21 protein-coding genes and 1 tRNA gene are annotated in these 22659 nt (G+C 38.2%); all 22 read left to right on the forward strand.

Annotated elements, in window-relative coordinates; translation table 11 throughout:
- The first annotated feature begins 22 nt into the window (after positions 1-22).
- The 22 genes from KH109_RS04500 to ygeW all read left to right on the forward strand — a co-directional run bounded on the left by KH109_RS04500 (position 23) and on the right by ygeW (position 22600).
- Positions 23-1291 carry an SLC13 family permease gene (locus tag KH109_RS04500; RefSeq protein WP_274204758.1) on the forward strand — a complete coding sequence of 423 codons (1269 nt, stop codon included), beginning with the start codon at positions 23-25 and terminating at the stop codon, positions 1289-1291.
- A gap of 278 nt (positions 1292-1569) precedes the next feature.
- Entirely contained in the window at positions 1570-3240 is a 1671-nt protein-coding gene (locus KH109_RS04505; RefSeq protein WP_295216257.1) for a formate--tetrahydrofolate ligase, read from the forward strand.
- Between the two features lie 152 nt (positions 3241-3392).
- The gene (locus tag KH109_RS04510; RefSeq protein ID WP_295216260.1) at positions 3393-4010 is read left to right on the forward strand and encodes a cyclodeaminase/cyclohydrolase family protein; all 618 of its coding nucleotides are present in this window, start codon (positions 3393-3395) and stop codon (positions 4008-4010) included.
- A gap of 196 nt (positions 4011-4206) precedes the next feature.
- Entirely contained in the window at positions 4207-5535 is a 1329-nt protein-coding gene (locus KH109_RS04515) for a nucleobase:cation symporter-2 family protein (RefSeq protein ID WP_295216263.1), read from the forward strand.
- A gap of 220 nt (positions 5536-5755) precedes the next feature.
- The gene (locus KH109_RS04520) at positions 5756-6196 is read left to right on the forward strand and encodes an MOSC domain-containing protein (RefSeq protein ID WP_295216266.1); all 441 of its coding nucleotides are present in this window, start codon (positions 5756-5758) and stop codon (positions 6194-6196) included.
- A 26-nt stretch (positions 6197-6222) separates the two neighbouring features.
- Positions 6223-7188, forward strand: a complete 966-nt coding sequence (gene moaA / locus KH109_RS04525; protein WP_295216268.1) for a GTP 3',8-cyclase MoaA — start codon at positions 6223-6225, stop codon at positions 7186-7188.
- A 1-nt stretch (position 7189) separates the two neighbouring features.
- Positions 7190-7492 (forward strand): hypothetical protein, encoded by a 303-nt coding sequence (locus KH109_RS04530; protein WP_295216271.1) that lies wholly within the window; start codon positions 7190-7192, stop codon positions 7490-7492.
- Between the two features lie 74 nt (positions 7493-7566).
- A tRNA-Lys gene (locus tag KH109_RS04535) sits at positions 7567-7642 on the forward strand.
- Positions 7643-7720: 78 nt separating this feature from the next.
- Positions 7721-7921 (forward strand): helix-turn-helix domain-containing protein, encoded by a 201-nt coding sequence (locus tag KH109_RS04540; protein WP_295204402.1) that lies wholly within the window; start codon positions 7721-7723, stop codon positions 7919-7921.
- Between the two features lie 330 nt (positions 7922-8251).
- Positions 8252-9193: a Dyp-type peroxidase gene (locus KH109_RS04545; protein ID WP_257846337.1), complete on the forward strand. Its 942-nt coding sequence runs from the start codon at positions 8252-8254 to the stop codon at positions 9191-9193.
- Positions 9194-9374: 181 nt separating this feature from the next.
- Entirely contained in the window at positions 9375-10874 is a 1500-nt protein-coding gene (gene thrC, locus KH109_RS04550; RefSeq protein WP_257846338.1) for a threonine synthase, read from the forward strand.
- Positions 10875-11017: 143 nt separating this feature from the next.
- Positions 11018-11905, forward strand: a complete 888-nt coding sequence (locus KH109_RS04555; protein ID WP_295216276.1) for a DMT family transporter — start codon at positions 11018-11020, stop codon at positions 11903-11905.
- 256 nt (positions 11906-12161) lie between these two features.
- Positions 12162-12629, forward strand: a complete 468-nt coding sequence (mscL, locus tag KH109_RS04560; protein WP_295204412.1) for a large conductance mechanosensitive channel protein MscL — start codon at positions 12162-12164, stop codon at positions 12627-12629.
- Between the two features lie 171 nt (positions 12630-12800).
- Positions 12801-13850 carry a D-glycerate dehydrogenase gene (locus tag KH109_RS04565; protein ID WP_105089462.1) on the forward strand — a complete coding sequence of 350 codons (1050 nt, stop codon included), beginning with the start codon at positions 12801-12803 and terminating at the stop codon, positions 13848-13850.
- Positions 13851-13932: 82 nt separating this feature from the next.
- Positions 13933-15621 (forward strand): glutamine--tRNA ligase/YqeY domain fusion protein, encoded by a 1689-nt coding sequence (locus KH109_RS04570; protein WP_285364283.1) that lies wholly within the window; start codon positions 13933-13935, stop codon positions 15619-15621.
- 128 nt (positions 15622-15749) lie between these two features.
- Positions 15750-16385, forward strand: a complete 636-nt coding sequence (locus KH109_RS04575) for a hypothetical protein (protein WP_295216280.1) — start codon at positions 15750-15752, stop codon at positions 16383-16385.
- A 101-nt stretch (positions 16386-16486) separates the two neighbouring features.
- Positions 16487-17074, forward strand: coding sequence for a DUF3793 family protein (locus tag KH109_RS04580; RefSeq protein ID WP_363158584.1), 588 nt, complete (start codon positions 16487-16489; stop codon positions 17072-17074).
- 10 nt (positions 17075-17084) lie between these two features.
- The gene (locus KH109_RS04585) at positions 17085-17504 is read left to right on the forward strand and encodes a flavodoxin (RefSeq protein WP_105089459.1); all 420 of its coding nucleotides are present in this window, start codon (positions 17085-17087) and stop codon (positions 17502-17504) included.
- A gap of 570 nt (positions 17505-18074) precedes the next feature.
- On the forward strand, positions 18075-18707 hold the full coding sequence (locus KH109_RS04590) for a helix-turn-helix transcriptional regulator (RefSeq protein ID WP_295216283.1): 633 nt from the start codon (positions 18075-18077) through the stop codon (positions 18705-18707).
- A gap of 9 nt (positions 18708-18716) precedes the next feature.
- Positions 18717-19928, forward strand: a complete 1212-nt coding sequence (dpaL, locus tag KH109_RS04595; protein WP_024065752.1) for a diaminopropionate ammonia-lyase — start codon at positions 18717-18719, stop codon at positions 19926-19928.
- A 12-nt stretch (positions 19929-19940) separates the two neighbouring features.
- Entirely contained in the window at positions 19941-21251 is a 1311-nt protein-coding gene (locus KH109_RS04600) for a YgeY family selenium metabolism-linked hydrolase (protein WP_060924011.1), read from the forward strand.
- A 155-nt stretch (positions 21252-21406) separates the two neighbouring features.
- Entirely contained in the window at positions 21407-22600 is a 1194-nt protein-coding gene (gene ygeW, locus KH109_RS04605; RefSeq protein ID WP_024065750.1) for a knotted carbamoyltransferase YgeW, read from the forward strand.
- Positions 22601-22659: the final 59 nt, after the last annotated feature.

Below are 22659 nucleotides of genomic sequence, written 5' to 3' on the forward strand. Positions count from 1 at the left end.
TTACACGTATTAGGAGGTATATATGGATACGAGTGTAATGATAACCCTGGGCTTCTTGGTATTTGCCATCGTCATGTTTGCGTGGGAGAAAATTCCATTGTCTATTACCGCTATGATCGTAGCTGTAGGCTTGCATCTAAGTGGAGTTTTATCTGCTAAAGAAGCATTTGCCGGTTTTGTAGATCCAAACGTTTTACTATTTATGGGCATGTTTGTTATTGGTGAAGCCTTCTTTGCAACAGGTGTTGCTGTAGGTGTAGGTAATGTAGTTCATAAGTTTGCTAAAACTGAAACATCTTTACTTGTTGCAGTTATGATGATTACAGGTATTTTATCTGGTTTCTTATCTAATACTGGTACAGCTGCTGTACTGATTCCTGTAATTATCGGTATTTGTAAAAAGAGTGGTTTTAAACAAACTAAATTATTGATGCCTCTTGTATTTGCTGCAGCTATGGGTGGTAATATTTCTCTTATCGGTGCGCCTGGTAATATGATTGCGCAAGCAGGTTTACAACAGGCAGGCTTAGGCTCCTTTGGTTTCTTTGATTATGGTCTAGTAGGCTTACCAATCCTTATCGTAGGTACTATTTTCTATGCTACAATTGGTAAACGTTTCTTACCAGATGCTCCAAGTCATCAACCTGACGGTGCCTTTGAAGGCAATGACGATTATAGCCATGTACCGTCTTGGAAAAAATGGACTGCTGCAATTGTATTGATTTTGACAGTTGTTGCTATGATCTTTGAAAAACAATTAGGTGTAAAACTTTATGTGAGTGCCTGGATAGGTGCTCTTGTATTAGTTGCTACTAATGTTATTAGTGAAAGTGCAGCTGTTAGATCTATAGATATGAAAACAATCATGCTCTTCGCTGGCTCTATGGCCCTTGGGGACGCAATGGTTAAAACAGGTACTGGTTCTGTAATTGCAGATCTTATCGTAAATAGCCTTGGTGCTAGTCCATCTCCAATTGTTGTTCTAGTAGTAATCTTTGTGCTTGGTGTATTCATGACGAACTTCATGTCTAATACTGCTACCTGTGCATTGTTAGTTCCTATTGGTCTTAGTTTAGCTGCTCAACTTGGCTTTGATCCAAAAGCAGTGCTTGCAGCAATCGTAATTGCAAGTTCTTTGGCATATGCTACACCAATTGGTATGCCTGCCAACACTATGGTATACAACATAGCTGGTTATAGCTTCATGGATTATGTGAAAGCTGGTTTACCACTTATCGTTGTATCAAGTATCGTAGCACTTGTTTTACTTCCAATCCTATTCCCATTCTAATAAGATAAGTATTCGGTATATATTGAAAGTCCTGATGTACATTTACGTCAGGGCTTTTTCTTGGTTATCTGTATATATTGTGTTGGTTTTGCTATATATTAGATAGATTACTAAAATTGTTAGACATAAGTATTAGACATTAGAGACACTTTCACATATAATAGAGTAATGTAAGTGTACAAATATACATTCACAGTAGACAAATAATTAAGTTTAGTATATGTCTAGCTAATAGTTGTTATATAGGTTTAATGTGGCCATAGCGCCAAGGAGGCTTTATGTTAAGCGATATTGAGATTGCCCAACAGAATAAAATGGAGAAAATTCAGGTCATTGCCGATAAATGCGGTTTAACACCTGATGATATTGAACAATATGGTCATTATAAAGCGAAGATTTCTTTTGATGCTATTCGCCGTTTAGAATCTAAACCTGATGGTAAATTAGTGCTCGTTACGGCTATTACTCCAACACCAGCAGGGGAAGGTAAGTCTACAACGAGCATTGGCCTTGTACAAGGCTTACAAAAAATTGGCAAAAATGCTATTGCCACATTGCGTGAGCCATCCTTAGGTCCTGTATTTGGTATTAAGGGTGGTGCAGCAGGGGGCGGTTACGCTCAAGTTGTACCAATGGATGATATTAACCTTCATTTTACAGGTGATATGCACGCTATTACAGCAGCTAATAATTTATTGTCCGCTATGATTGACAATCATATCCATCAAGGTAATGAATTGCAAATCGATTTGCGTCAACTTTCCTGGACTCGTGTGCTAGACATGAATGACCGTGCTCTTCGTAATGTGACAGTTGCTCTTGGCGGTAAAGTGTGTGGCTTCCCACGCGAAGATCACTTTATGATTACTGTTGCTTCTGAAATCATGGCCATTCTTTGCTTAGCCAAAGATCTAGAGGATTTGAAAGAACGTTTTGGTCGCATTGTTATTGGCTGTAATTTAGCAGGTGAGCCTGTTTATGTTCATCAACTTGGTTGCCAAGGTGCGATGGCGCTTCTTATGAAAGATGCTATTAAACCAAATCTTGTACAAACATTAGAACATACACCAGCTATCGTTCACGGTGGTCCATTTGCGAATATCGCTCATGGTTGTAACTCCATCGTAGCTACAAAACTTGGTCTTAAATTAGGTGACATCGTAGTCACAGAGGCTGGCTTTGGTGCTGACTTGGGGGCTGAAAAGTTCCTTGATATTAAATGCCGCTACGGTAATATTTTCCCTGATACAATTGTAATCGTTGCTACATTGCGTGCTCTTAAAATGCATGGTGGTGTACCTAAACAAGAGCTCAATACAGAAAATGTTGAGGCTGTTACAAAAGGTTTCAGTAATTTACAAAAAGCTATTGAAAATATGCGTTACTTTAATGTACCTGTCTTAGTAGCTATCAATAAATTTGCTACTGATACAGATGCAGAAATAGCTGAGTTAACTCGTCTTTGCCATGAATTTGGCGTACCTGTAGAACTTAATGAATGTTGGGAAAAAGGCGGCGAAGGCGGCACTGATATGGCGAAAAAGGTCGTGGAATTGCTTGAAGGTCCAAAACCAACACCTAAATTCGTATATGATTTAGAAGATAGCTTAGAAGAAAAGGTAAATAAAATCGTTAAAACCATTTATGGTGGCGATGGCGTTATCTTTACGGACAAAGCTAAAAAACAAATTAAACAATTAGCAGATTGGGGGCTAGATCGTTTGCCTGTATGTATGGCAAAAACTCAATATTCCTTATCTGATAATCCAGCACTCTTAGGTGCTCCAACAGGATTTACTATCACTGTATCTGATATCCGCGTTGCTAATGGAGCAGGCTTTATCGTATGCCGTACCGGTGATGTAATGGTTATGCCTGGTCTTCCTAAACGTCCTGCCGCTCTTAATATGGATATCGAAGCAGACGGCACAATTAAAGGCTTATTCTAATATAAATCCTTTGTAGTAGACAGTTTTCTAACTACCTATAGGTAGTGTCTGCTCTAACTAGTTTTATATAGTGTTTTTATCTGTATATTTTTATAGTAATTACAAAGCGATAACAAGGATATCTTGTTATCGCTTTTACATGAGGTCTTGTTATGAATTTAGTAGAACAACGTGTTGTAGATTTTGTAGCTGCTACGGCGTCTAAAGAACCTACACCAGGTGGCGGTGCTATCGCAGCATTAACTGCCGCAACTGGTGCAGCATTAGCAGAAATGGTAGCGAACTTAACCTTTGGTAAAAAGGGCTACGAAGAGGTTCAAACCGAAATGGAAGAACTTCAAGCTAAGGCAGAAGCGATTCGTAATCGCATGCTCGAATTATCTCAAGCTGATGCAGATGTATTTAATATCTTTATGAATGCCTTAGGCTTGCCAAAGAATACAGATGAAGAAAAGGCTACGCGCACAGCGGCGATTCAACAAGCTTATAAAGACGCAGCTATGGTGCCTTTTGAAATTGGTGAATTAGCGTATCAAATCTTTGATTTAGCAGAGTTGGCATCTAAAAAAGGTAATCAAAATCTTATTACTGATGGTATTATTGCTGCAATCAATGCTCGTGCTGCAGTAAAGGCGGCATTCCTAAACGTACGTATTAATTTATCAGGTATTAAAGATGAGACTTTTGTGGCTGTTGTAACGGCTAAGATGAATTCTATTGAACAAGATCTTAATGCTAAAGAGGCCGCGGTTATAGGCTTGTACAAATAATATAAACTTTTACAATTAATTTGTAGAAATAAAATTGAATGATGCATTCTGTTGGAAGTGGAATGTTCGGAAAAATAACGTGAAGAGAATCTGCTGTTATACATATAATAATAGATTCTCTTTTTTCTATTGTTGAAATCCGAACAATAGTGTAAAATAAATGAGTGATATTTCGAGGTTTGATGTAGGAGACATTATGACAGATCAAAAACAAACGAATACAGTCGATAGTATGTTGCCCATACCACAGCTATTTGCCTTTGGTTTACAGCACGTACTTGCCATGTATGCAGGGGCTGTAGCTGTACCGATTATCGTGGCACAGGCTATGAATTTACCTATGGAGGATTTGATTCGATTAATTACAGCGGACTTATTTACCTGCGGTATTGCCACATTAATCCAAACATTAGGTTTTGGTAATATTGGTGGACGTATTCCTATGATTCAAGGCGTTACCTTTGCATCTGTTGGTCCTATGGCGATGATAGGAGCACAACATGGTATGACTGCTATTTATGGTGCTATTATCGTAGCCGGTCTATTTACCTTCTTGATAGCGCCATTCTTTAGTCGTCTTATTCGATTATTCCCGCCTGTAGTTACAGGTACAATTATTACCATAATTGGTATTAACTTGATGCCAGTTGCTATTAATTGGATGGGCGGCGGTGTAGGTAATCCTCAATTTGGTAGTTTTACTAATATTGGACTAGGGTTCCTTACCTTCTTAATTGTCGTATTTGTTTACAAATTTGCAAAAGGCTTCTTTAGTAATCTTTCCGTTTTAATTGGCTTGATTGCAGGCACAGCAATAGCTTTTGCTTTGGGTGTAGCTAATTTTGATGAAGTAGGTAGAGCTCACTGGGTTGCTTTTATAGAGCCATTCTATTTCGGGTTACCAACATTTGACTGGGCATCTGTACTATCTATGATTATTGTTATGCTCGTAGTTATGGTAGAAACTACAGGCGATAGTATTGCAATCGGTGAAATTGTAGATAAACCTATCGGTCGTAAAGAATTGGCATCTATTATTCGTGCTGATGGCATTTCTACTGTTATCGGTGGTATTCTTAACAGCTTCCCATATACAGCGTTTGCTCAAAATGTAGGTCTTATTGCTGTAACAGGTGTTAAAAGCCGCTTTGTTGTAGCTGCATCTGGTGTAATCCTGATTTTATTGGGGTTATTCCCTAAATTAGCGGCTATCGTAGCTAGCATTCCCAATGCCGTGTTGGGCGGTGCTGGTATTGCCATGTTCGGCATGATCGTTGCCAGCGGGATTCGTTCTCTAGGTAAAGTTAGTTTTGAGGGTAACCATAACTTGATGCTTGTGGCTATCAGTATTGGTGTAGCTATGATTCCAATTGCAGCGCCAAACTTTTATGCTAATTTTCCTGCGTGGGCACAAATTATTTTAAAATCTGGCATCACTTTCGGTAGTATTATGGCAATTTTGCTTAATTTACTACTTAATGGTGTTAATCGTGGTGATGAATTCAAGGAAATGGGACGTCGCTAAATCATAAAAATGAGAACTCTATTCTTTAAGGATAGAGTTCTTTTTTAGTGATTAAATTCACAGGGAATTTGTAAGAATACTATGTTATAATAAATAGATAATTGTAGAGTTATTTTGTGATGTTTTTATTAAAATGAGAATCACAAGTATATGTTTGCAATTAAATATTTATATAAAGTTATTTATATATGGTATGTTCCCATAAGAAGGGAAGGGCTACATGGCAGAAGGAAAAATTATTGCTATCTCCATTAGTGAGAAAAAAGGGCAAAAGAAACATAATATTGAATCCGCAAATCTTATTGTAGATCACGGTATGGAAGGTGATGCTCATGCAGGTAATTGGCACCGCCAAATCAGCTTGCTTGGTATTGCAAGCATCGATCATATGCGTGCCCAAGGAGCGGATGTAAGACCTGGTGATTTTGCAGAAAATATCACCGTTGAAGGTATGGTGCTTTACGAATTGGCAGTAGGTACACAACTACAAGTCGGTAAAGACGTTATTCTTGAAATCACACAAATCGGTAAGGAATGTCACCATGGTTGTGAAATCATGAAACAAGTTGGTTCTTGCATTATGCCGACACAGGGCATTTTTGGTAAAGTTCTTAAAAATGGTACAATTCACGTAGGTGATGAAGTATCTATTATTAAATAATTCTGTATTGGTAAACGAGGTGTGTTATGAAAGACGCATGGGGCCGTACAATTGAATATGTACGTCTGTCGCTGACAGATGCGTGTAATTTCTGTTGTCCCTATTGCCGACCTGCAGAAATTACGCCTCAAAGTCAAACACAACTATTATCCGTTGATGAATGGATGATCATCTTAGAGGCTTTCCATCGTATTGGTGTGAAAGCTGTGCGACTAACAGGTGGTGAACCATTGTTATATCCTCATATTGAAGAGTTGTTAGAACGGATCAAAGCAACTGGTTGGTTTGAAGATATTTCTATGACTACTAATGGTAGTCTATTATCATCTCGTGCTCAACTGTTGAAAAAACTAGGTTTAAACCGCGTAAATATCAGTTTGGACTCCCTTGAAAGTGACGCCTTTGCGACTTGTGTTGGTAAAGAAGGTCAACTTGAGTCCGTCCTTGAAGGTATTCGCAGCGCTATTAATGCCAATTTTAAGTCCGTAAAAATCAATACGGTATTGTCTCGACATTGGTCTGATGATGAAGTTAAATCGTTATTGCAATATGTAGAAAAGTGGCCTGTTGTATGGCGCTTTATTGAATATATGCCGTTTCAAGGCGATGCGTTCCATGGACCAACCTTTGATGAGTGGAAGGCTCAATTGGAACGTGTCAGCGGAGGTCCTCTTACAGAGGTTCACTCTGTTTATGGCTTTGGACCTGCTACGTATTTAGCGTTGCCAAGTGGTAAGGCGGTTGGCTTTATTTTCTCAATGTCTCATAGCTATTGTGATACATGTAATCGTGTTCGACTCACATCAGATGGTCAGATGCGCTTATGCTTATTGCGTGATGATGAGGCTGATTTGGTTTCCCTTGTGCGAAATGGTGCTACAGCAGAGATGTTAGCTGAGCATATAGAGCGAGCATTACAGCGTAAACAAGAACGACATGATGGAATAGGAATGGATCAACCAGAACGTCCAATGTGGCGCATCGGAGGGTAGTATGGGATTTTTTGATTTTCTGAAACCAAGATCAAAAGAAAATATTGAATCATGCTGGCCTGGTGGTAAATTCCTTCAAGTCCATATAGAGTACGATACCGTAAAAGCTGTATTTACCTATTTTGGCCGCTACGGTTTGAAATTTAGTGTACCTAAGGATAATCTAACACATGTCGTTGTTAAAGAGGTAAGTCGTACACATAGTGTACTTCAACTATATAGTGGTGCTGACTGCGTAGGGACTACTGATATTCTCCCTACAGAGGCTTGTAATACGATGAAGGATTGGCTAGGACGATATTGATGTATATGTTTTATAGGAATGTAATAAATATTCTTTACATTCCTATAAAATAGGCATATAATTAGTCGTGTCATGGACCACTAGCTCAGCTGGCAGAGCACCTGACTCTTAATCAGGGTGTCCAGGGTTCGAACCCCTGGTGGTCCACCAAATAAACCCGCACTACTGTGCGGGTTTTTCTTTTGTATTATCTGTATATAATCTATTAGTAATGTTAGGAGTACTGTAATGAAACTAGATGATGTAATGACAACACAAGAGGCGGCAGAACGATGGAATGTTACGGCGGATGCATTGAAACAGAATTGTAGAGGCCGTGTAAAGAATGGCTTTTTAGAAGGTGAGTTTAGAAAGTCTGGGAAAATGTGGCTTGTAACCCGTCAAGGGATGGAAAGGCTATACGGGGAAGAAGTGGATCGTTCTATATAATGAATATATTATATTTGACATCATTTTGACATCATTTTATTAAAAAATATGTAGAAATATAGGTAAATAAGCAAATATAAAATGCAGTAAAACGCTGTATTTGTAGGACAACAGGATTAATTATTGAATTGATTTGATTTTTATTTGTATAGAGGCGGATTGGATGAATACAGAAGTGATATTTTAAGCTTTTAAATGTCACCTTTTCTGAAAGTTTTCTAATAGCTGTAATGAGTTTATTGGATATGGCATGTTTTATATCTTATAGACAATACGTGCTTAATAGCTTATGATTACTATATAATAATTTTTCTCATTAGGAGGTAACTAATGGCAGTAGATGTTTCTAGAACACAAGATGTGTATAAAGATGCTGGACAAAGTGTAAATTTTACAACATTATTATTAAATCGTAAAGATCGTGACGCTGAACTCGAAGTGATTCAAGATATGGCGGACCGCATTCAAGCTATTAAACGCTCTGTTAGCATTCGTGCAAATGGTGAAGGTTTGGGCATTGCTTTTGGTTTCAGCCGGAAAGCATGGGATTATTTATTCCCTAATGCACCTGTACCAAAAGAGTTAGAAGACTTCCAAGGTATTAAAGGTGATAAACAAGACGTACCAGCTGTAGCAGCTGATTTATTCTTACATGTACGTTCTAATGATGAGTCCGTTACATATACTGTAGTGGATCAAATTATGGAGTTCTTACGTCCTATTACAACTGTAGTCGATGAAACTCATGGCTTCCATTATGAACAAGGTCGCGCCATCATCGATTTCGTAGATGGTACTGAAAACCCTGTTGGTCAAGAAGCTGTAGAGTGGGGCGTTATTGGTGATGAAGATCCTGAATTCATTAATGGCTCTTATGCATTTGCTCAAAAATATGAACACGATCTTGATGCGTGGCGTGCGCTTCCTACAGAAATGCAAGAAAAGTTTATTGGCCGTCGTAAATTCAGCGATATTGAGTTAGAAGATGATGAAAAAGATCCAGCAGCTCATAATGTAGTGGCTCAAGATAATCGCGATGATAAAGAACATAAAATCGTGCGCATGAATGTAGCCTTTGCTCAACCGGGTCAAGGTGTACGTGGTACATACTTTATTGGCTATGCTCGTTACTGGGATGTAACTAAAACAATGCTTACTAATATGTTTACGCAAAATGATAAATTGCTTGATTATTCCAAACCTATTACAGGCATGCTCTTCTTTATTCCATCCCTTGATACATTGGATGCTATTGCAGAAGGCGAATTATAATCTGCATAGCTAGTTTATGCATGATTTATATGGTTTGTGATGCTCAGTTTTGTTAGCAGCATATAATTTGAGTGAAAATACCATATAAATTCTATAGAAGCGCTCCTTTTAGGGGCGCTTTTATGCTATAATAAATCTATTAAACTCGTAAAATCCATTGTAGTTATGAATGAGGTATTCCATGAATTATACTAGCACCCGCGGTACCGTTGCGGTAAATGAAACATATGCATTGTTGCACGGCTTAGCAGAGGATGGTGGTCTATATGTACCATCTTTATTCCCTACAAACTGCTTAACTTACAATGATGTGAAAGATAAAAACTATCAAGAGGTAGCAGCTATTGTATTATCTAAGTTGTTCCCATGCTTCTCTGAAGCTCATTTAAATGAAATGATCAATTCTGCATACTCTGATGCTAATTTCAGTACTCGTGATATTGCACCATTACATTCCTTATTAGAAAAGGTTTCTGTATTGGAATTATTCCACGGCCGTACACAAGCTTTCAAAGATATGGCATTGTCCTTATTCCCATATCTATTGGTGGCAGCAAAAGAAGCAGAAGGTGAGAAAAAAGAGGTTCTTATCTTAACGGCTACATCTGGTGATACTGGTAAAGCCGCACTTGAGGGCTTTAAAGATGTACCTGGTACACATATCCAAGTATTCTACCCAACAGATGGTGTAAGCCCTATGCAAGCAGAACAAATGCAAAAGCAAGAAGGGGAGAATGTTAATGTCACTGCGATTCATGGTAACTTTGATGATGCTCAACAATTCTTGAAACGCTTATTCGTTGATAAGGCTACAGCAGAAGAGGTTGCGGAAAAAGGTGTTATGTTCTCCAGTGCGAACTCCATTAACATCGGCCGCTTGGCACCGCAAGTAGTGTACTATGTAAATGCCTATGCTGAGCTCGTAGCACAAGGTGCTATTCACGAAGACGAAGCTTTCAACGTAGTAGTGCCAACAGGTAACTTTGGTAATATCTTGGCTGCTTACTATGCTAAAAAAATGGGTATTCCTATTGGTAAATTGATTTGTGCATCCAACCAAAACAATGTGCTTACTGAGTTCTTTGAAACTGGCACATACGATATGAATCGTCCATTCTATACAACGATTTCTCCATCTATGGATATTCTTGAATCCTCCAATTTTGAACGTTTCTTGTACTATATTTCTGGTGAAGATAGTGAACGTACCGCTGGTTGGATGAAAGATCTTAAAGCAACAGGTAAATTGACTGTCAATGAAGAAGAGTTCAGTCGTGTTAAAGCTAATTTCGCAGGTGCCTACGTTGATGATGAAGAAACAAAAGCCATCATTGAACAAGTGTACAACTCCTATGGTTATGTAATGGACCCTCATACGGCGGTAGCTATGGGTGCATACATGAAGGAATTAGAAAAACATCCTGAAGACGGTGCACGCCATACAATTATTGCGTCTACTGCACATCCATTTAAATTCCCTACAGCCATTTGTGAGGCTTTAGATATCAAAGTGGGGGACACACCGTATGAAAGCTTAGATAATATTTCTGCTGTAACGGGTGTAGCATTCCCTAAACAATTGGAAGCTTTGAAATCTAAACCGTTGCGTTTCACAAAAGCAATCGATAAAGAGGATATGAAACAAGAAATTCTTGATTTTGTAGATACGTTCTCTAAATAATACGATGCCGCCTTTCGTTAGAAGGGCGGCATATATTTTGGCTTTGTGAACTCTGTATCTCCTGTATATCGGAGTGCTTATATAGATAATACAGGACAGTAACTATGTAGTAACATTATAGTAGAAGTGTATAGGGAGGTAGTATGGCTAAAAAAGGCCTTATGTACGCATTGCTATCGGCTCTTTTGTTGAGTACGATGAATTTATTCGTAAAGATGCTAGGCTCTAATATTCCTTCTGGGGAAATTGCCTTTTTCCGCGGCTTATTTGGTACTGTAGCGGTTCTTATCGTTATGTATGCCCAAGGCATCCGATTCTCTAAAGAAGATAGAGGACATCTACTAATGCGCGGTTTATACGGCGGCTTTGGCATGGTTTGTAACTTTATTGCCTTAGTGCATTTAAAGTTATCTGATGCAACGATTTTATTTCAAACATCAGGTATATTTGTATTGATATTTAGCGCCTTATTTCTTAAAGAACGGGTACCTAAAGGGGCTGGTAAATGGCTTCTTTTTATCTTTGTAGCTGTAATGGTTATGGTAAATCCGTTTAGCTTTACTGGCTTTACTTGGTTTGCCTTAGTAGCTATTTTAGGGGCTGCTTTATCTGCGGCTGCGTATACGACGATTCGCCTTATATCTAAGCGAGGCAAGCATAGTAATTTTGAAATCATGGCGTATTTTATGATTACGGGCATGATTGCAGGTCTCGTTACAACTGACAAACTCGTTATGCCTCAAGGCACAGATTGGCTTATCATCTTGGCGATTGGTGGTATTAGTGTAGTGGCTCAGTTCTTCTTGACTGGTGCCTTTGTTACAACTAACGCTGTAGTGGCACAATTCTTACAATATGTTGGTGTATTCATCAGTTCCTTCTATGGCTTCTTGTTCTTTGGTGAAAGCTTATCTATTGAAACGATAGGCGCTGGTGTGGCGATGTTCGTATCTTCTGTTATGTTGGCTCGCCTCAAAGAACAAAGTGGACCTTTACAAGAAGGAAAGGTTATAGAGGATAAAATTAAATAATTGTCGAATCTATACAATAATAGACGTTGTATGACAGTAGAGGTGCTAATCACATTCGTGATTGGCACCTTTTAACATGGTGCGAAAAGTACGCATAAATACTGATTTATTACAATTTTAGATTGACCTATGAAAAACTATATTAAATAAATTCGAAAAACTACATCGAAAAATATTGACATCTCTTCATCTTTCCTTTATGATTAGTACAGTTATTAACGCATTCTCAATTAAGTGTATCTAGGAGTAGTGAGAAATGAAAGAATTTTTGAACGATTTTAAAGCTTTTGCATTCAAAGGTAACATGATGGACCTCGCTATTGGTATGATTATTGGTGCTGCTTTCACAGCGTTGGTAAACTCTGTTGTAAGCAACTTGTTCATGCCTATTATCAGCTTGTTCACAGGCGGTATTGATTTCAGTAACTTGTACTTGCCATTAAGCGCAGGTTCTAAAGACGCATTCATGGCTGGTGCAGATATTGCTACAGCACGTGCAGCAGGCTCTGTATTGCCATACGGTACATTCATTACCGACTTGATCCAATTCTTGATCTTGGCATTCGTTGTATTCTTGATGGTTCGCGCATTAGCTAAAATGATGAAAAACGCGAAAGAAGAAGAAGCTGCTGAAGCACCTACAACTAAAGAATGTCAATTCTGTAAAACAGAAATTCACATTGATGCAGTTAAATGTCCTAACTGTACAGCAGATTTGAAATAATTCAAATTTAAAGCTACATAAAAGGAGTAAGGCCTAGGCCTTACTCCTTTTTGTTGTATTACGCCAGCTTTCTAGTATAAAATATAAGTATATAATAGAAATATATAATATTAACTTTAACGCGAAATTCTTGAGCGTGTATTATAAGACGTTTTTGGAGGACTTATACATATGGAAAAAAAACCTCTAGTTGTTGTAAACGGTTTAGTCCGTAAAGATGCAATTGCTTATTTAAAAGAGCATGTAGATGTGCGCCAATGGACTGAAAAGACTGTAATGCCTCGTGAGACATTAAAGGAATGGCTCGTTGATGCGGATGGTTTGTGGTGTGTTCGCCCTTTAGATGTAGACGGTGATCTTGTAAAAAATGCACCTAATTTAAAGGTTATTGCTCAAGCAGCTGTGGGTTATGATAATGTAAAAATTGATGAATTAACGGCAGCAGGTATTCCTTATGGCAATACGCCAGGTGTTCTTAATGAAACCGTAGCAGAGCTTGCTTTTACATTGATTGCCACTGCTAGTCGTCGTATTCTGGAAAATGCTAATTTCGTAAAAGAAGGACGTTGGGCTCAAAGACCATCTAATATTAAAGGCTTTGATTTGAGTCGCCGTACCCTTGGTATTATTGGGATGGGGGCTATTGGTGTATCTATTTCTCGTCGTGCTCGTGCATTCGGTATGACTGTGGTATACCATAATCGTAATCAGCGTATTGATGACAAGATTCATAAAACTACGTATATGGAATTAGATGACTTATTAGCTACTAGTGATGTAGTTTGTGTGATGGCTCCACTAACAGATGAAACATATCACATGTGTGATGAAGCATTCTTCAAAAAAATGAAGAATACGGCTTTGTTTGTTAATGTTGGCCGTGGTCCTATCGTTGATACAGATGCTCTGATTAATGCCTTAAAAACAGGTGAAATCGATTACGCAGCACTTGACGTAACTGATCCAGAGCCATTGCCAGCAGATCATCCATTATTGGATGTTGAGAACTGTCTTATCGTACCACATATTGGGTCTTATACTGATCGTACGCGTTATGATATGTCTATTTTGACAGCTGACAATATTATTGCTGGCGTTCATAAGAAACCATTAAAGACCTGTGTTAATGAAGAAGTTAACTATAAGAAACCAGAAATGGATGTAGAGTCTGCCTTAGAAGAGCTTAAAAAAGCTGGTATAGACTTAGCTGATTTCGACTAATATCACAAGACCTCAAAAGATATGCGGTATTATGCAAAATATGGTAAAATAAAAGAATATTTATCCTATGGAGGTTAGAACGTTGGAACATAAAGATATTGAAAAAACTGTAGCTCCTGAAGAAGTTGTATCTGTTAACTTTATCGAAGCTATCATCAACAAAGATAACGAAACTGGCAAATACGGTGGTCGTGTGTTAACTCGCTTCCCACCAGAACCAAATGGTTACTTACATATTGGTCATGCTAAATCTATTTGTCTTAACTTTGGTATTGGCAAACAGTACAATGGCTTAACAAATCTTCGTTTTGATGATACGAATCCTGCAAAAGAAGATGTTGAATACGTAAACTCCATCATGGAAGATGTAAAATGGCTCGGCTTTGATTGGGCTGATGAACCACGTTATGCATCTGACTATTTTGGTCAAATGTACGAATATGCTAAGAAATTAATCACTCTTGGCAAAGCGTATGTAGATGATCAAACGGCTGATGAAATTAAACAAACTCGTGGCGATTTCTCTACACCTGGTGTTAATAGCCCATACCGCGATCGTAGCGTAGAAGAAAACTTGAAACTCTTCGAAGAAATGAAAGATGGTAAATACGCTGATGGTGAAAAGGTATTGCGTGCAAAAATCGACATGGCCCATCCTAATATCGTTATGCGCGACCCTGTTCTTTATCGTATTGTAAATGCAGAACATCATAACACAGGCAATGAGTGGAAGATTTACCCTATGTATGACTTTGCTCATCCTATTGAAGATGCTATTGAACGTGTTACACACTCTATCTGTACTTTAGAGTTTGAAGTTCATCGTCCATTGTATGATTGGGTACTTGAGGATTGGGATGATACTGAAATTCCGCAACAAATTGAGTTTGCTCGTTTAAATGTAACTAAAATGGTTATGTCCAAACGTAAATTGCGTGCACTTGTGGAAGCTGGTCTCGTAGCTGGCTGGGATGATCCTCGTATGCCTACTATTTCTGGCTTGCGTCGTCGTGGTTACACGCCAGAAGCAATTCGTGATTTCTGCGATCGCATTGGCGTCGCTAAAGCTGATAGCGTTGTTGATATTGCTTTGCTTGAGTTCTGTATCCGTGAAGATTTGAAACTCAAAGCTACCCGCCCTATGGTAGTTATTGATCCTGTGAAAGTTGTTATTACGAACTATCCAGAAGGTCAAACTGAACTTTGCACAGTTGAAAATAATCCAGAAAATGAAGAGTTGGGTAACCGTGAAGTTGTATTCGGTCGTGAAATCTACATTGAACGCAATGACTTTATGGAAGAGCCAGTTAAGAAATTCTTCCGCTTGGCACCAGGTAAAGAAGTACGCTTAAAAGGTGCATACTTCATTACATGTACTGATGTTATTAAAGATGAAAATGGCAATATTACAGAAATACACTGTACATATGATCCAGAAACTAAGAGCGGCAGCGGTTGCACTCGTAAGGTAAAAGGGACATTGCACTGGGTTGAAGCATCTACTGCAGTAGATATTGAATCTCGCTTATATGATTATTTACTTAAAGAAGATTCTGACGGTAAAGACTTCTTGGGCGATTTCAACCATGACTCTTTACAAGTATTCCATAGTAAAGGGGAAGCATGTCTTGCTAATACTGTACCAGGAGACCATTTCCAATTCTTGCGCCAAGGTTACTTTGTAACTGATAAAGATAGCACACCAAATCATATCGTAATGAACCGTATTGTTGGGTTACGCGATAGCTGGGCTAAGGCACAAAAGAAATAATTTAGTCAGTCATATACATTGCTAAGATAATGATAAAGAACCGCTCCATTAAGGGCGGTTCTTTACTACTGTGTTGTTACTATAAATGTTGAGAGTTTGTGACATTAACATTTCGTTAGAGGAGACATATGAAAAAATTAGTATTACTTGCTACTGCAGCTGCTGTATTAGTATCTGTTCCAGCAATAGGTTCTGCAGCAAACATTAAGTCCGTTTTGAATAAAAGTCAAACTGTAACATATCAAGGTGTTAAATTACCTGAAGGTGTTACAATGTATCAAAATAATCCTAAAGCACTTTTTGCAGGCGAGGCAAAAAAAGATATTAAATCTGTGTTTATAGAAGCGGGCGCTACCTCTGCTAATGTATCTACATTGAATATTAAAAACGAAAATGAAATGAACTATGCTGTATATGGTGATGTAGTATTAGGAAAGAAATTATCTGGTCGCATGAGTGAAACTAAGCATGTCAATGCAGATCCATCTTCACTAGGTGCACTTGCCTCTGCTATTAATAAGGGGGATAGTCCAATCCTTGGTACTTTCACAGTTGTAACGCCATTAGCTAAACAAGGTAATGTATATGAAGGAATATTAAAATATAAAAGCGTAGCTAATAATAATTCTTATAATGAAGTTTTGCATATTAGCCTTTTTGATGATAAATATACTGGTCCGAATGCACGCTTTATAGCTATAGATGAAGCTAATGATGCTGCAATATTCCCTAAAGTTAAGACTTTGCTAACAGTAAAAAAATAAATAATTATTGAAAATATATATCAATTATTCTTGACAATTTTTCTCATCAAGAGTACTATTGGCATATAGGAATTATTCTCATTAGAGAAAGTTCTAACGATGTGCAACAGGCAGGTACTTTTATGATGAATTCAATTGACCATATCATTGGATATCATTGTGCACCGGCAATTCGAGGTATTAAGCTTTCGAACTTGGTTTCTATTCCACGGGACATGAATGAACAAATCCAATTTGTATTGACAGAATATAATAAAGAGTTCAATGAAAAAGGATTGTTCTTCTTTGAATTATGTCGCTGTAAAGCGCGTAGACTATTATTGGTATTCCGTGAGAAACAATTACGAGACTATGTACGGCAACCTGCAGTAATGACATTTTTGAAAGCCTACGGTTATCATGATCGCATGAGCATTATGGAGATGCTTGAGCATCTTAGATATCGTATGGAGGCGAGTATTGATTTTCCACATGAAATCGGCGTATTTCTAGGTTATCCGTTAAATGATGTGAAATATTTTATTTCTCGTCGTGGTAGTGGATATCGTATGTGTGGAGAGTGGAAAGTTTACCATGATGTGGTAGATGCAAAACGCTCTTTCTTATGTTACAAAGCATGTCGTGAATTTTGTCAAACTCAATTGATGTTGGGAAAAACATTTAGTTCATTGGTCGCAAGAACGGCCTAGGAGGTACAAGATGATTGGTGTAATTTATTGGTCCGGTACAGGCAATACAGAACAAATGGCTCAAGCAGTAGCTGAAGGTATCAAAGCTGCAGGTCAAGAAGTTGAAGTGAAATCTGTTTCTGAAGTATCCGTAGATGACGCAGCAGCTTACGAAAAACTAGCTCTTGGCTGTGCTGATATGGGTGCAGAACAATTAGAAGAAGGCGAATTTGAACCATTCTACACAGAATTAGAAGCTAAATTGGGTGGTAAAAAAGTAGCAATCTTTGGCTCCTATGGTTGGGGTGGCACTTGGTTAGAAGACTGGGGCACTCGCATTAAAGACGCTGGTGGCGAATTAGTAGCTGATGGCGTGGCAATCTTGGGTGAACCTGATGATGATGGTAAAGCACAATGTGAAGAATTGGGTAAAACATTAGCAAACGCATAATTTACTCTTAGCCATTAACATAAATCCTAACAGATAACAGTATATAAAGGCTGTAATAACGATATGTCGTTATTACAGCCTTTTTTGTATGCAATAAGGAGATTATTTACACTTACTATGTATATAGACGTAACTCTTTGATAGTTATAAATAGTAGGAATATTTATAAAATATATATATGCATAATGACATAGCAGATAGAATTAATACATATAAAAATATAGATATACATTGATTTTTATAGAATTTGAATAGATTTAATTATATAGATGTGATAGTACAAAGGTCATTAAAAATTTTTATAACAGACAGTTTGTGTGATGGAAATCACAGGGGGTGTATGTGTTTGTAACAATGGATGTATGTATCTGTATGTTTATAAATAACTTTAATGCATAATAGCGTTGCATTTTTGTATACATAGACCTATAATTTAAGTAAGGAACCTAACAAAAAATTAGGTTGATACAAAAATAGTTAGAATTATTCTCATAATGCTAACTATGTAAGCGGACTGAAGTTATTTAGACCATAAAGTTAACCGATACCGATGAGAGGGAGGTTATCTCAATGAGTACATTGGAACGGCTAAAAGTAATAGCCCATGGATTGGCCATACAATTCGGACCATCTTGTGAAGTACTAATACATGACTTACAAGGAGATCTCGATACATCACTTGTATATATAGAAAATGGTACGATAACAAATCGTCATGTTGGTGATGGTCCATCACATGTGGTTTTAGATGTACTCAACTATGATGATGGTAGTGAAGGTAGATTTGGGTATCTAACAAAAACTAAGGATGGACGAATATTAAAATCTTCTACCATGTATATCCGTGATGATAATGGCAATATTGCATACCTATTAGGAATTAATCAGGATATCACAGAGTTTGTTATGATGCATCGATCACTTGAAAGTCTTATAGGGATAGGCCAAGCAGAGAATGGCACTGTTGAAAAAATTACTACAAGTGTATCGGAACTATTAGATGATTTACTACTAGAAGCAGAACGATTAGTTGGCAAACCTGGACCACTCATGAATAAAGTAGAGCGACTAAAAGCTATTAGCTACTTAAATGAAAAAGGGGCTTTTCTTATCTCTAAATCTTCAGAAAAGATTGCGGAGTATTTCAATATTTCTAAGTTTACTCTTTATAGTGATTTAAATACTGTAAAGGAAGAATCCTAGGAGGCAAATATGGACCGAATTCAGTGGAAACGTAATACGATGGCACCATCTAGTGACAAGTTTTTGTCCGTTATGGATGTTAGAGAAATTAAGAAAGCTAAAGCATTTCATGAAAGTTTTCCACAGTATAGTGTAACTCCACTAGTATCGCTAGAAAAATTAGCAGATTATATCGGTGTTAATTCTCTCTTTGTAAAAGATGAATCTTACCGCTTTGGCTTAAATGCGTTTAAGGTATTAGGCGGCTCTTATGCAATGGCAAAATATGTAGCTCAACAAACTGGTAAAAATGTTGAAGATGTACCATATGATGTATTAACTTCTCCACAATTAAAAGAAGAATTCGGACAAGCTACATTCTTTACAGCTACTGATGGTAACCACGGACGTGGCGTAGCCTGGGCTGCTAATAAATTAGGTCAAAAAGCAGTAGTGTTCATGCCTAAAGGCTCTACAGAATATCGTAGAAAACAAATTGAAAATGAAGGTGCTACCGTAACGATCGAAGAATTCAACTACGATGAATGTGTACGGCTAGCAACTAAAAAATCTAAAGAAGTTCCAAATGGTGTTGTAGTTCAAGATACAGCATGGGAAGGTTATGAAGAAATTCCAAACTGGATCATGCAAGGCTATGGCACAATGGCTATGGAAACGGCAAATCAGTTAGAATCTGAAAACTGTAAGGTACCAACTCATGTATTTGTACAAGCTGGTGTAGGTTCCCTAGCAGGTGCTGTAGTAGGTTATTTCACTAATTTATACAGCAATGCAACTAAGAAACCTAAATTAGTGGTTGTAGAAGCTGAAGCAGCAGCTTGCTTATATAAAGGGGCTGTAGCTGATGATGGTAATCCTCGTATCGTTGAGGGTGATTTAGAAACAATCATGGCTGGACTTGCATGTGGTGAACCAAATACAGTTTCTTGGGATATTTTGAGAAACCATGCGGATGTATTCGTATCTGCTCCTGATTGGGTAGCAAGACTTGGTATGCGCGTTGGTGGTGCACCGATTAAAGGTGATACACCAATCACTACAGGTGAATCTGGTGCGGTTCCACTAGGTCTTGTAACGGCAATTATGACAATGCCAGAATATGAAGACTTACGCAAGGAATTAGAATTAGATGCGTCTTCAAAGGTGCTCTGCTTCTCCACTGAAGGTGATACAGACCCTGAAAGATATAAAAACATTATGTGGTATGGTGAAGATCGTTAGGAGGCATTAATTATGGATTTACAAGCAATTAAACAAGCAGCAGCAACTTATGGACCAGCGATGACCAAGTTCTTACGTGAAATCGTAGCATTCCCTGGTGAAAGTGCAGAAGAAAAAGAACACGTTCAACGTATTGAAAAAGAAATGAAAGATCTTGGCTTCGACGAAGTTGAAGTAGATCCAATGGGTAACATTCTTGGTTACATGGGTACTGGTAAAACACTTATTGCCTTCGACGCTCATATCGATACAGTAGGTATTGGCAACCGCGATAACTGGAACTTCGATCCTTATGAAGGATTCGAAGATGAAACTAAAATCGGTGGTCGTGGTGTATCCGACCAATTAGGTGGTATCGTATCCGCTGTATACGGCGCTAAAATCATGAAAGACTTAGGTCTTTTAAGTGATAAATATCGCGTACTTGTTGTAGGTACAGTACAAGAAGAAGACTGCGATGGTCTTTGTTGGGAATACATGATTAAAGAACGTAATATTCGTCCTGAATTCGTAGTATCCACTGAGCCAACTGACGGCGGTATCTACCGTGGCCAACGTGGCCGTATGGAAATCCGCGTAGATGTACAAGGCGTATCTTGCCATGGCTCCGCTCCTGAACGCGGTGACAACGCAATTTACAAAATGGCAGACATTCTTCAAGATATCCGTGACTTGAATGCTAACTCTGCTGATGAAAGCACAGCAATTAAAGGCCTTGTAAAAATGCTTGACCCTAAATTCAACCCAGACCACTACGAAGAAGCTCGCTTCTTAGGTCGCGGTACTGTAACTACTTCCCAAATCTTCTACACTTCTCCAAGCCGTTGTGCAGTAGCTGACTCTTGCGCCGTTTCCTTGGACCGTCGTATGACAGCTGGCGAAACATGGCAATCCTGCTTGGCAGAAATCGAAGCTTTACCACATGTTAAAGAATATGGTGCGAAAGTATCCATGTATGAATATGCTCGTCCATCCTGGACTGGTTTGACATATCCAATCGAATGTTACTTCCCAACTTGGGTAATTCCTAAAGATCACAAAGTAACAGAAGCTTTAGAAGAAGCATACACTAGCTTGTATGGTAACGAACGTATCGGCGCTGAAGATACAGTTGAAATGCGTAAAGCTCGTCCATTGACTGATAAATGGACATTCTCCACAAATGGTGTTTCCATCATGGGCCGTAATGGAATCCCTTGCATCGGCTTCGGTCCTGGCGCAGAAGCACAAGCACATGCTCCTAACGAAATTACATGGAAACAAGACCTTGTAACATGTGCGGCTGTATATGCATTATTGCCATCCGTATACTGTAAAGACTAATATCATATAAATTGGATTAGATCTCTTTAAAACGGAAATCACTAGAACATAGTTCATAACTACAAATTTAATATGGTACCTCACCATTTGATGAGGTACCGTATAAAGTTAGATCCTAAGTAGCCCTTTAGGGAATTGAAAGAGAGGACTTACAGATGACAGACTTCAATAAAAGTATTGAAACTTTAAAAGACTTAGACGTTAGCAAAATGTACGGCGAAGATTTCTTCCTTACATGGGAAAAATCTGAAGATGAATTAAAAGGTGTTTGGGCAGTAGCAGATGCATTACGAGCTCTTAGAGAACGCAATATTTCCACTAAAGTATTCGACAGTGGCCTTGGTATTTCTTTATTCCGCGATAATTCTACAAGAACTCGTTTCTCATTCGCCTCCGCTTGTAACTTGTTAGGTCTTGAAGTTCAAGATTTGGATGAAGGTAAATCCCAAATTGCTCACGGTGAAACAGTTCGTGAAACAGCGAATATGATCTCCTTCATGGCTGACGTTATCGGTATCCGTGATGATATGTACATCGGTAAAGGTAATGCTTACATGCATCAAGTATCTGATGCAGTTAAAGAAGGTCATGAAGATGGCGTATTAGAACAACGTCCTACACTTGTAAACTTACAATGTGATATCGACCATCCAACACAAATCATGGCTGATGCGGCTCATATCATCAAAGAATTCGGTGGTGTAGAAAATCTTAAAGGCAAAAAAATTGCTATGACTTGGGCTTACTCTCCATCTTATGGTAAACCTTTATCCGTACCTCAAGGTGCTATTGGTTTATTCACTCGTTTAGGTATGGAAGTTGTATTAGCACATCCTGAAGGCTATGAAGTAATGCCAGAAGTTGAAGAAATTGCTAAGAAACAAGCTGAAGAAAGCGGCGGTTCCTTCCGTAGAACTAACGATATGAAGGATGCTTTCAAAGATGCAGATATCGTATATCCTAAGAGCTGGGCTCCATTTGGTGCGATGGAAAAACGTACGAAATTGTATGGCGAAAACGATCATGAAGGCATTAAAGCATTAGAAAAAGTTCTTCTTGAAGAAAATGGTAAACATAAAGATTGGGCATGTACTGAAGAGATGATGAGTCTCACTAAAGACGGTAAAGCTCTTTACTTACATTGCTTACCAGCAGATATTACAGGTGTAAGTTGTGAAGAAGGCGAAGTAGACGCAACAGTATTCGATCGCTATCGCGTACCTCTTTATAAAGAAGCAAGCTACAAACCATATGTTATTGCAGCTATGATCTTCTTAAGCAAATTTAAGAATCCTGTAGAAACCTTAAAAGAATTAGAACGGAAGGGAACTGACCGAGTTCAACCGTAAAGTAAACTTTAGGGGCCATCCGTGTTGATGGCCCCTTTTTATTCTTAATAGTTTGTTAT

Source organism: Veillonella sp., from assembly GCF_018381775.1.
Lineage (GTDB): Bacteria > Bacillota > Negativicutes > Veillonellales > Veillonellaceae > Veillonella.

Bases quoted from the DNA above. Each gene is read 5' to 3' on its own strand.
- KH109_RS04545 (WP_257846337.1), top strand. From the start codon at position 8,252: ATGGCAGTAGATGTTTCTAGAACACAAGATGTGTATAAAGATGCTGGA.
- KH109_RS04530 (WP_295216271.1), top strand. From the start codon at position 7,190: ATGGGATTTTTTGATTTTCTGAAACCAAGATCAAAAGAAAATATTGAA.
- thrC (WP_257846338.1), top strand. From the start codon at position 9,375: ATGAATTATACTAGCACCCGCGGTACCGTTGCGGTAAATGAAACATAT.
- KH109_RS04575 (WP_295216280.1), top strand. From the start codon at position 15,750: ATGAAAAAATTAGTATTACTTGCTACTGCAGCTGCTGTATTAGTATCT.
- KH109_RS04515 (WP_295216263.1), top strand. From the start codon at position 4,207: ATGACAGATCAAAAACAAACGAATACAGTCGATAGTATGTTGCCCATA.
- KH109_RS04565 (WP_105089462.1), top strand. From the start codon at position 12,801: ATGGAAAAAAAACCTCTAGTTGTTGTAAACGGTTTAGTCCGTAAAGAT.
- mscL (WP_295204412.1), top strand. From the start codon at position 12,162: ATGAAAGAATTTTTGAACGATTTTAAAGCTTTTGCATTCAAAGGTAAC.
- KH109_RS04510 (WP_295216260.1), top strand. From the start codon at position 3,393: ATGAATTTAGTAGAACAACGTGTTGTAGATTTTGTAGCTGCTACGGCG.
- KH109_RS04555 (WP_295216276.1), top strand. From the start codon at position 11,018: ATGGCTAAAAAAGGCCTTATGTACGCATTGCTATCGGCTCTTTTGTTG.
- KH109_RS04505 (WP_295216257.1), top strand. From the start codon at position 1,570: ATGTTAAGCGATATTGAGATTGCCCAACAGAATAAAATGGAGAAAATT.
- dpaL (WP_024065752.1), top strand. From the start codon at position 18,717: ATGGACCGAATTCAGTGGAAACGTAATACGATGGCACCATCTAGTGAC.
- KH109_RS04500 (WP_274204758.1), top strand. From the start codon at position 23: ATGGATACGAGTGTAATGATAACCCTGGGCTTCTTGGTATTTGCCATC.
- KH109_RS04540 (WP_295204402.1), top strand. From the start codon at position 7,721: ATGAAACTAGATGATGTAATGACAACACAAGAGGCGGCAGAACGATGG.
- KH109_RS04585 (WP_105089459.1), top strand. From the start codon at position 17,085: ATGATTGGTGTAATTTATTGGTCCGGTACAGGCAATACAGAACAAATG.
- KH109_RS04520 (WP_295216266.1), top strand. From the start codon at position 5,756: ATGGCAGAAGGAAAAATTATTGCTATCTCCATTAGTGAGAAAAAAGGG.
- ygeW (WP_024065750.1), top strand. From the start codon at position 21,407: ATGACAGACTTCAATAAAAGTATTGAAACTTTAAAAGACTTAGACGTT.
- KH109_RS04590 (WP_295216283.1), top strand. From the start codon at position 18,075: ATGAGTACATTGGAACGGCTAAAAGTAATAGCCCATGGATTGGCCATA.
- KH109_RS04600 (WP_060924011.1), top strand. From the start codon at position 19,941: ATGGATTTACAAGCAATTAAACAAGCAGCAGCAACTTATGGACCAGCG.
- moaA (WP_295216268.1), top strand. From the start codon at position 6,223: ATGAAAGACGCATGGGGCCGTACAATTGAATATGTACGTCTGTCGCTG.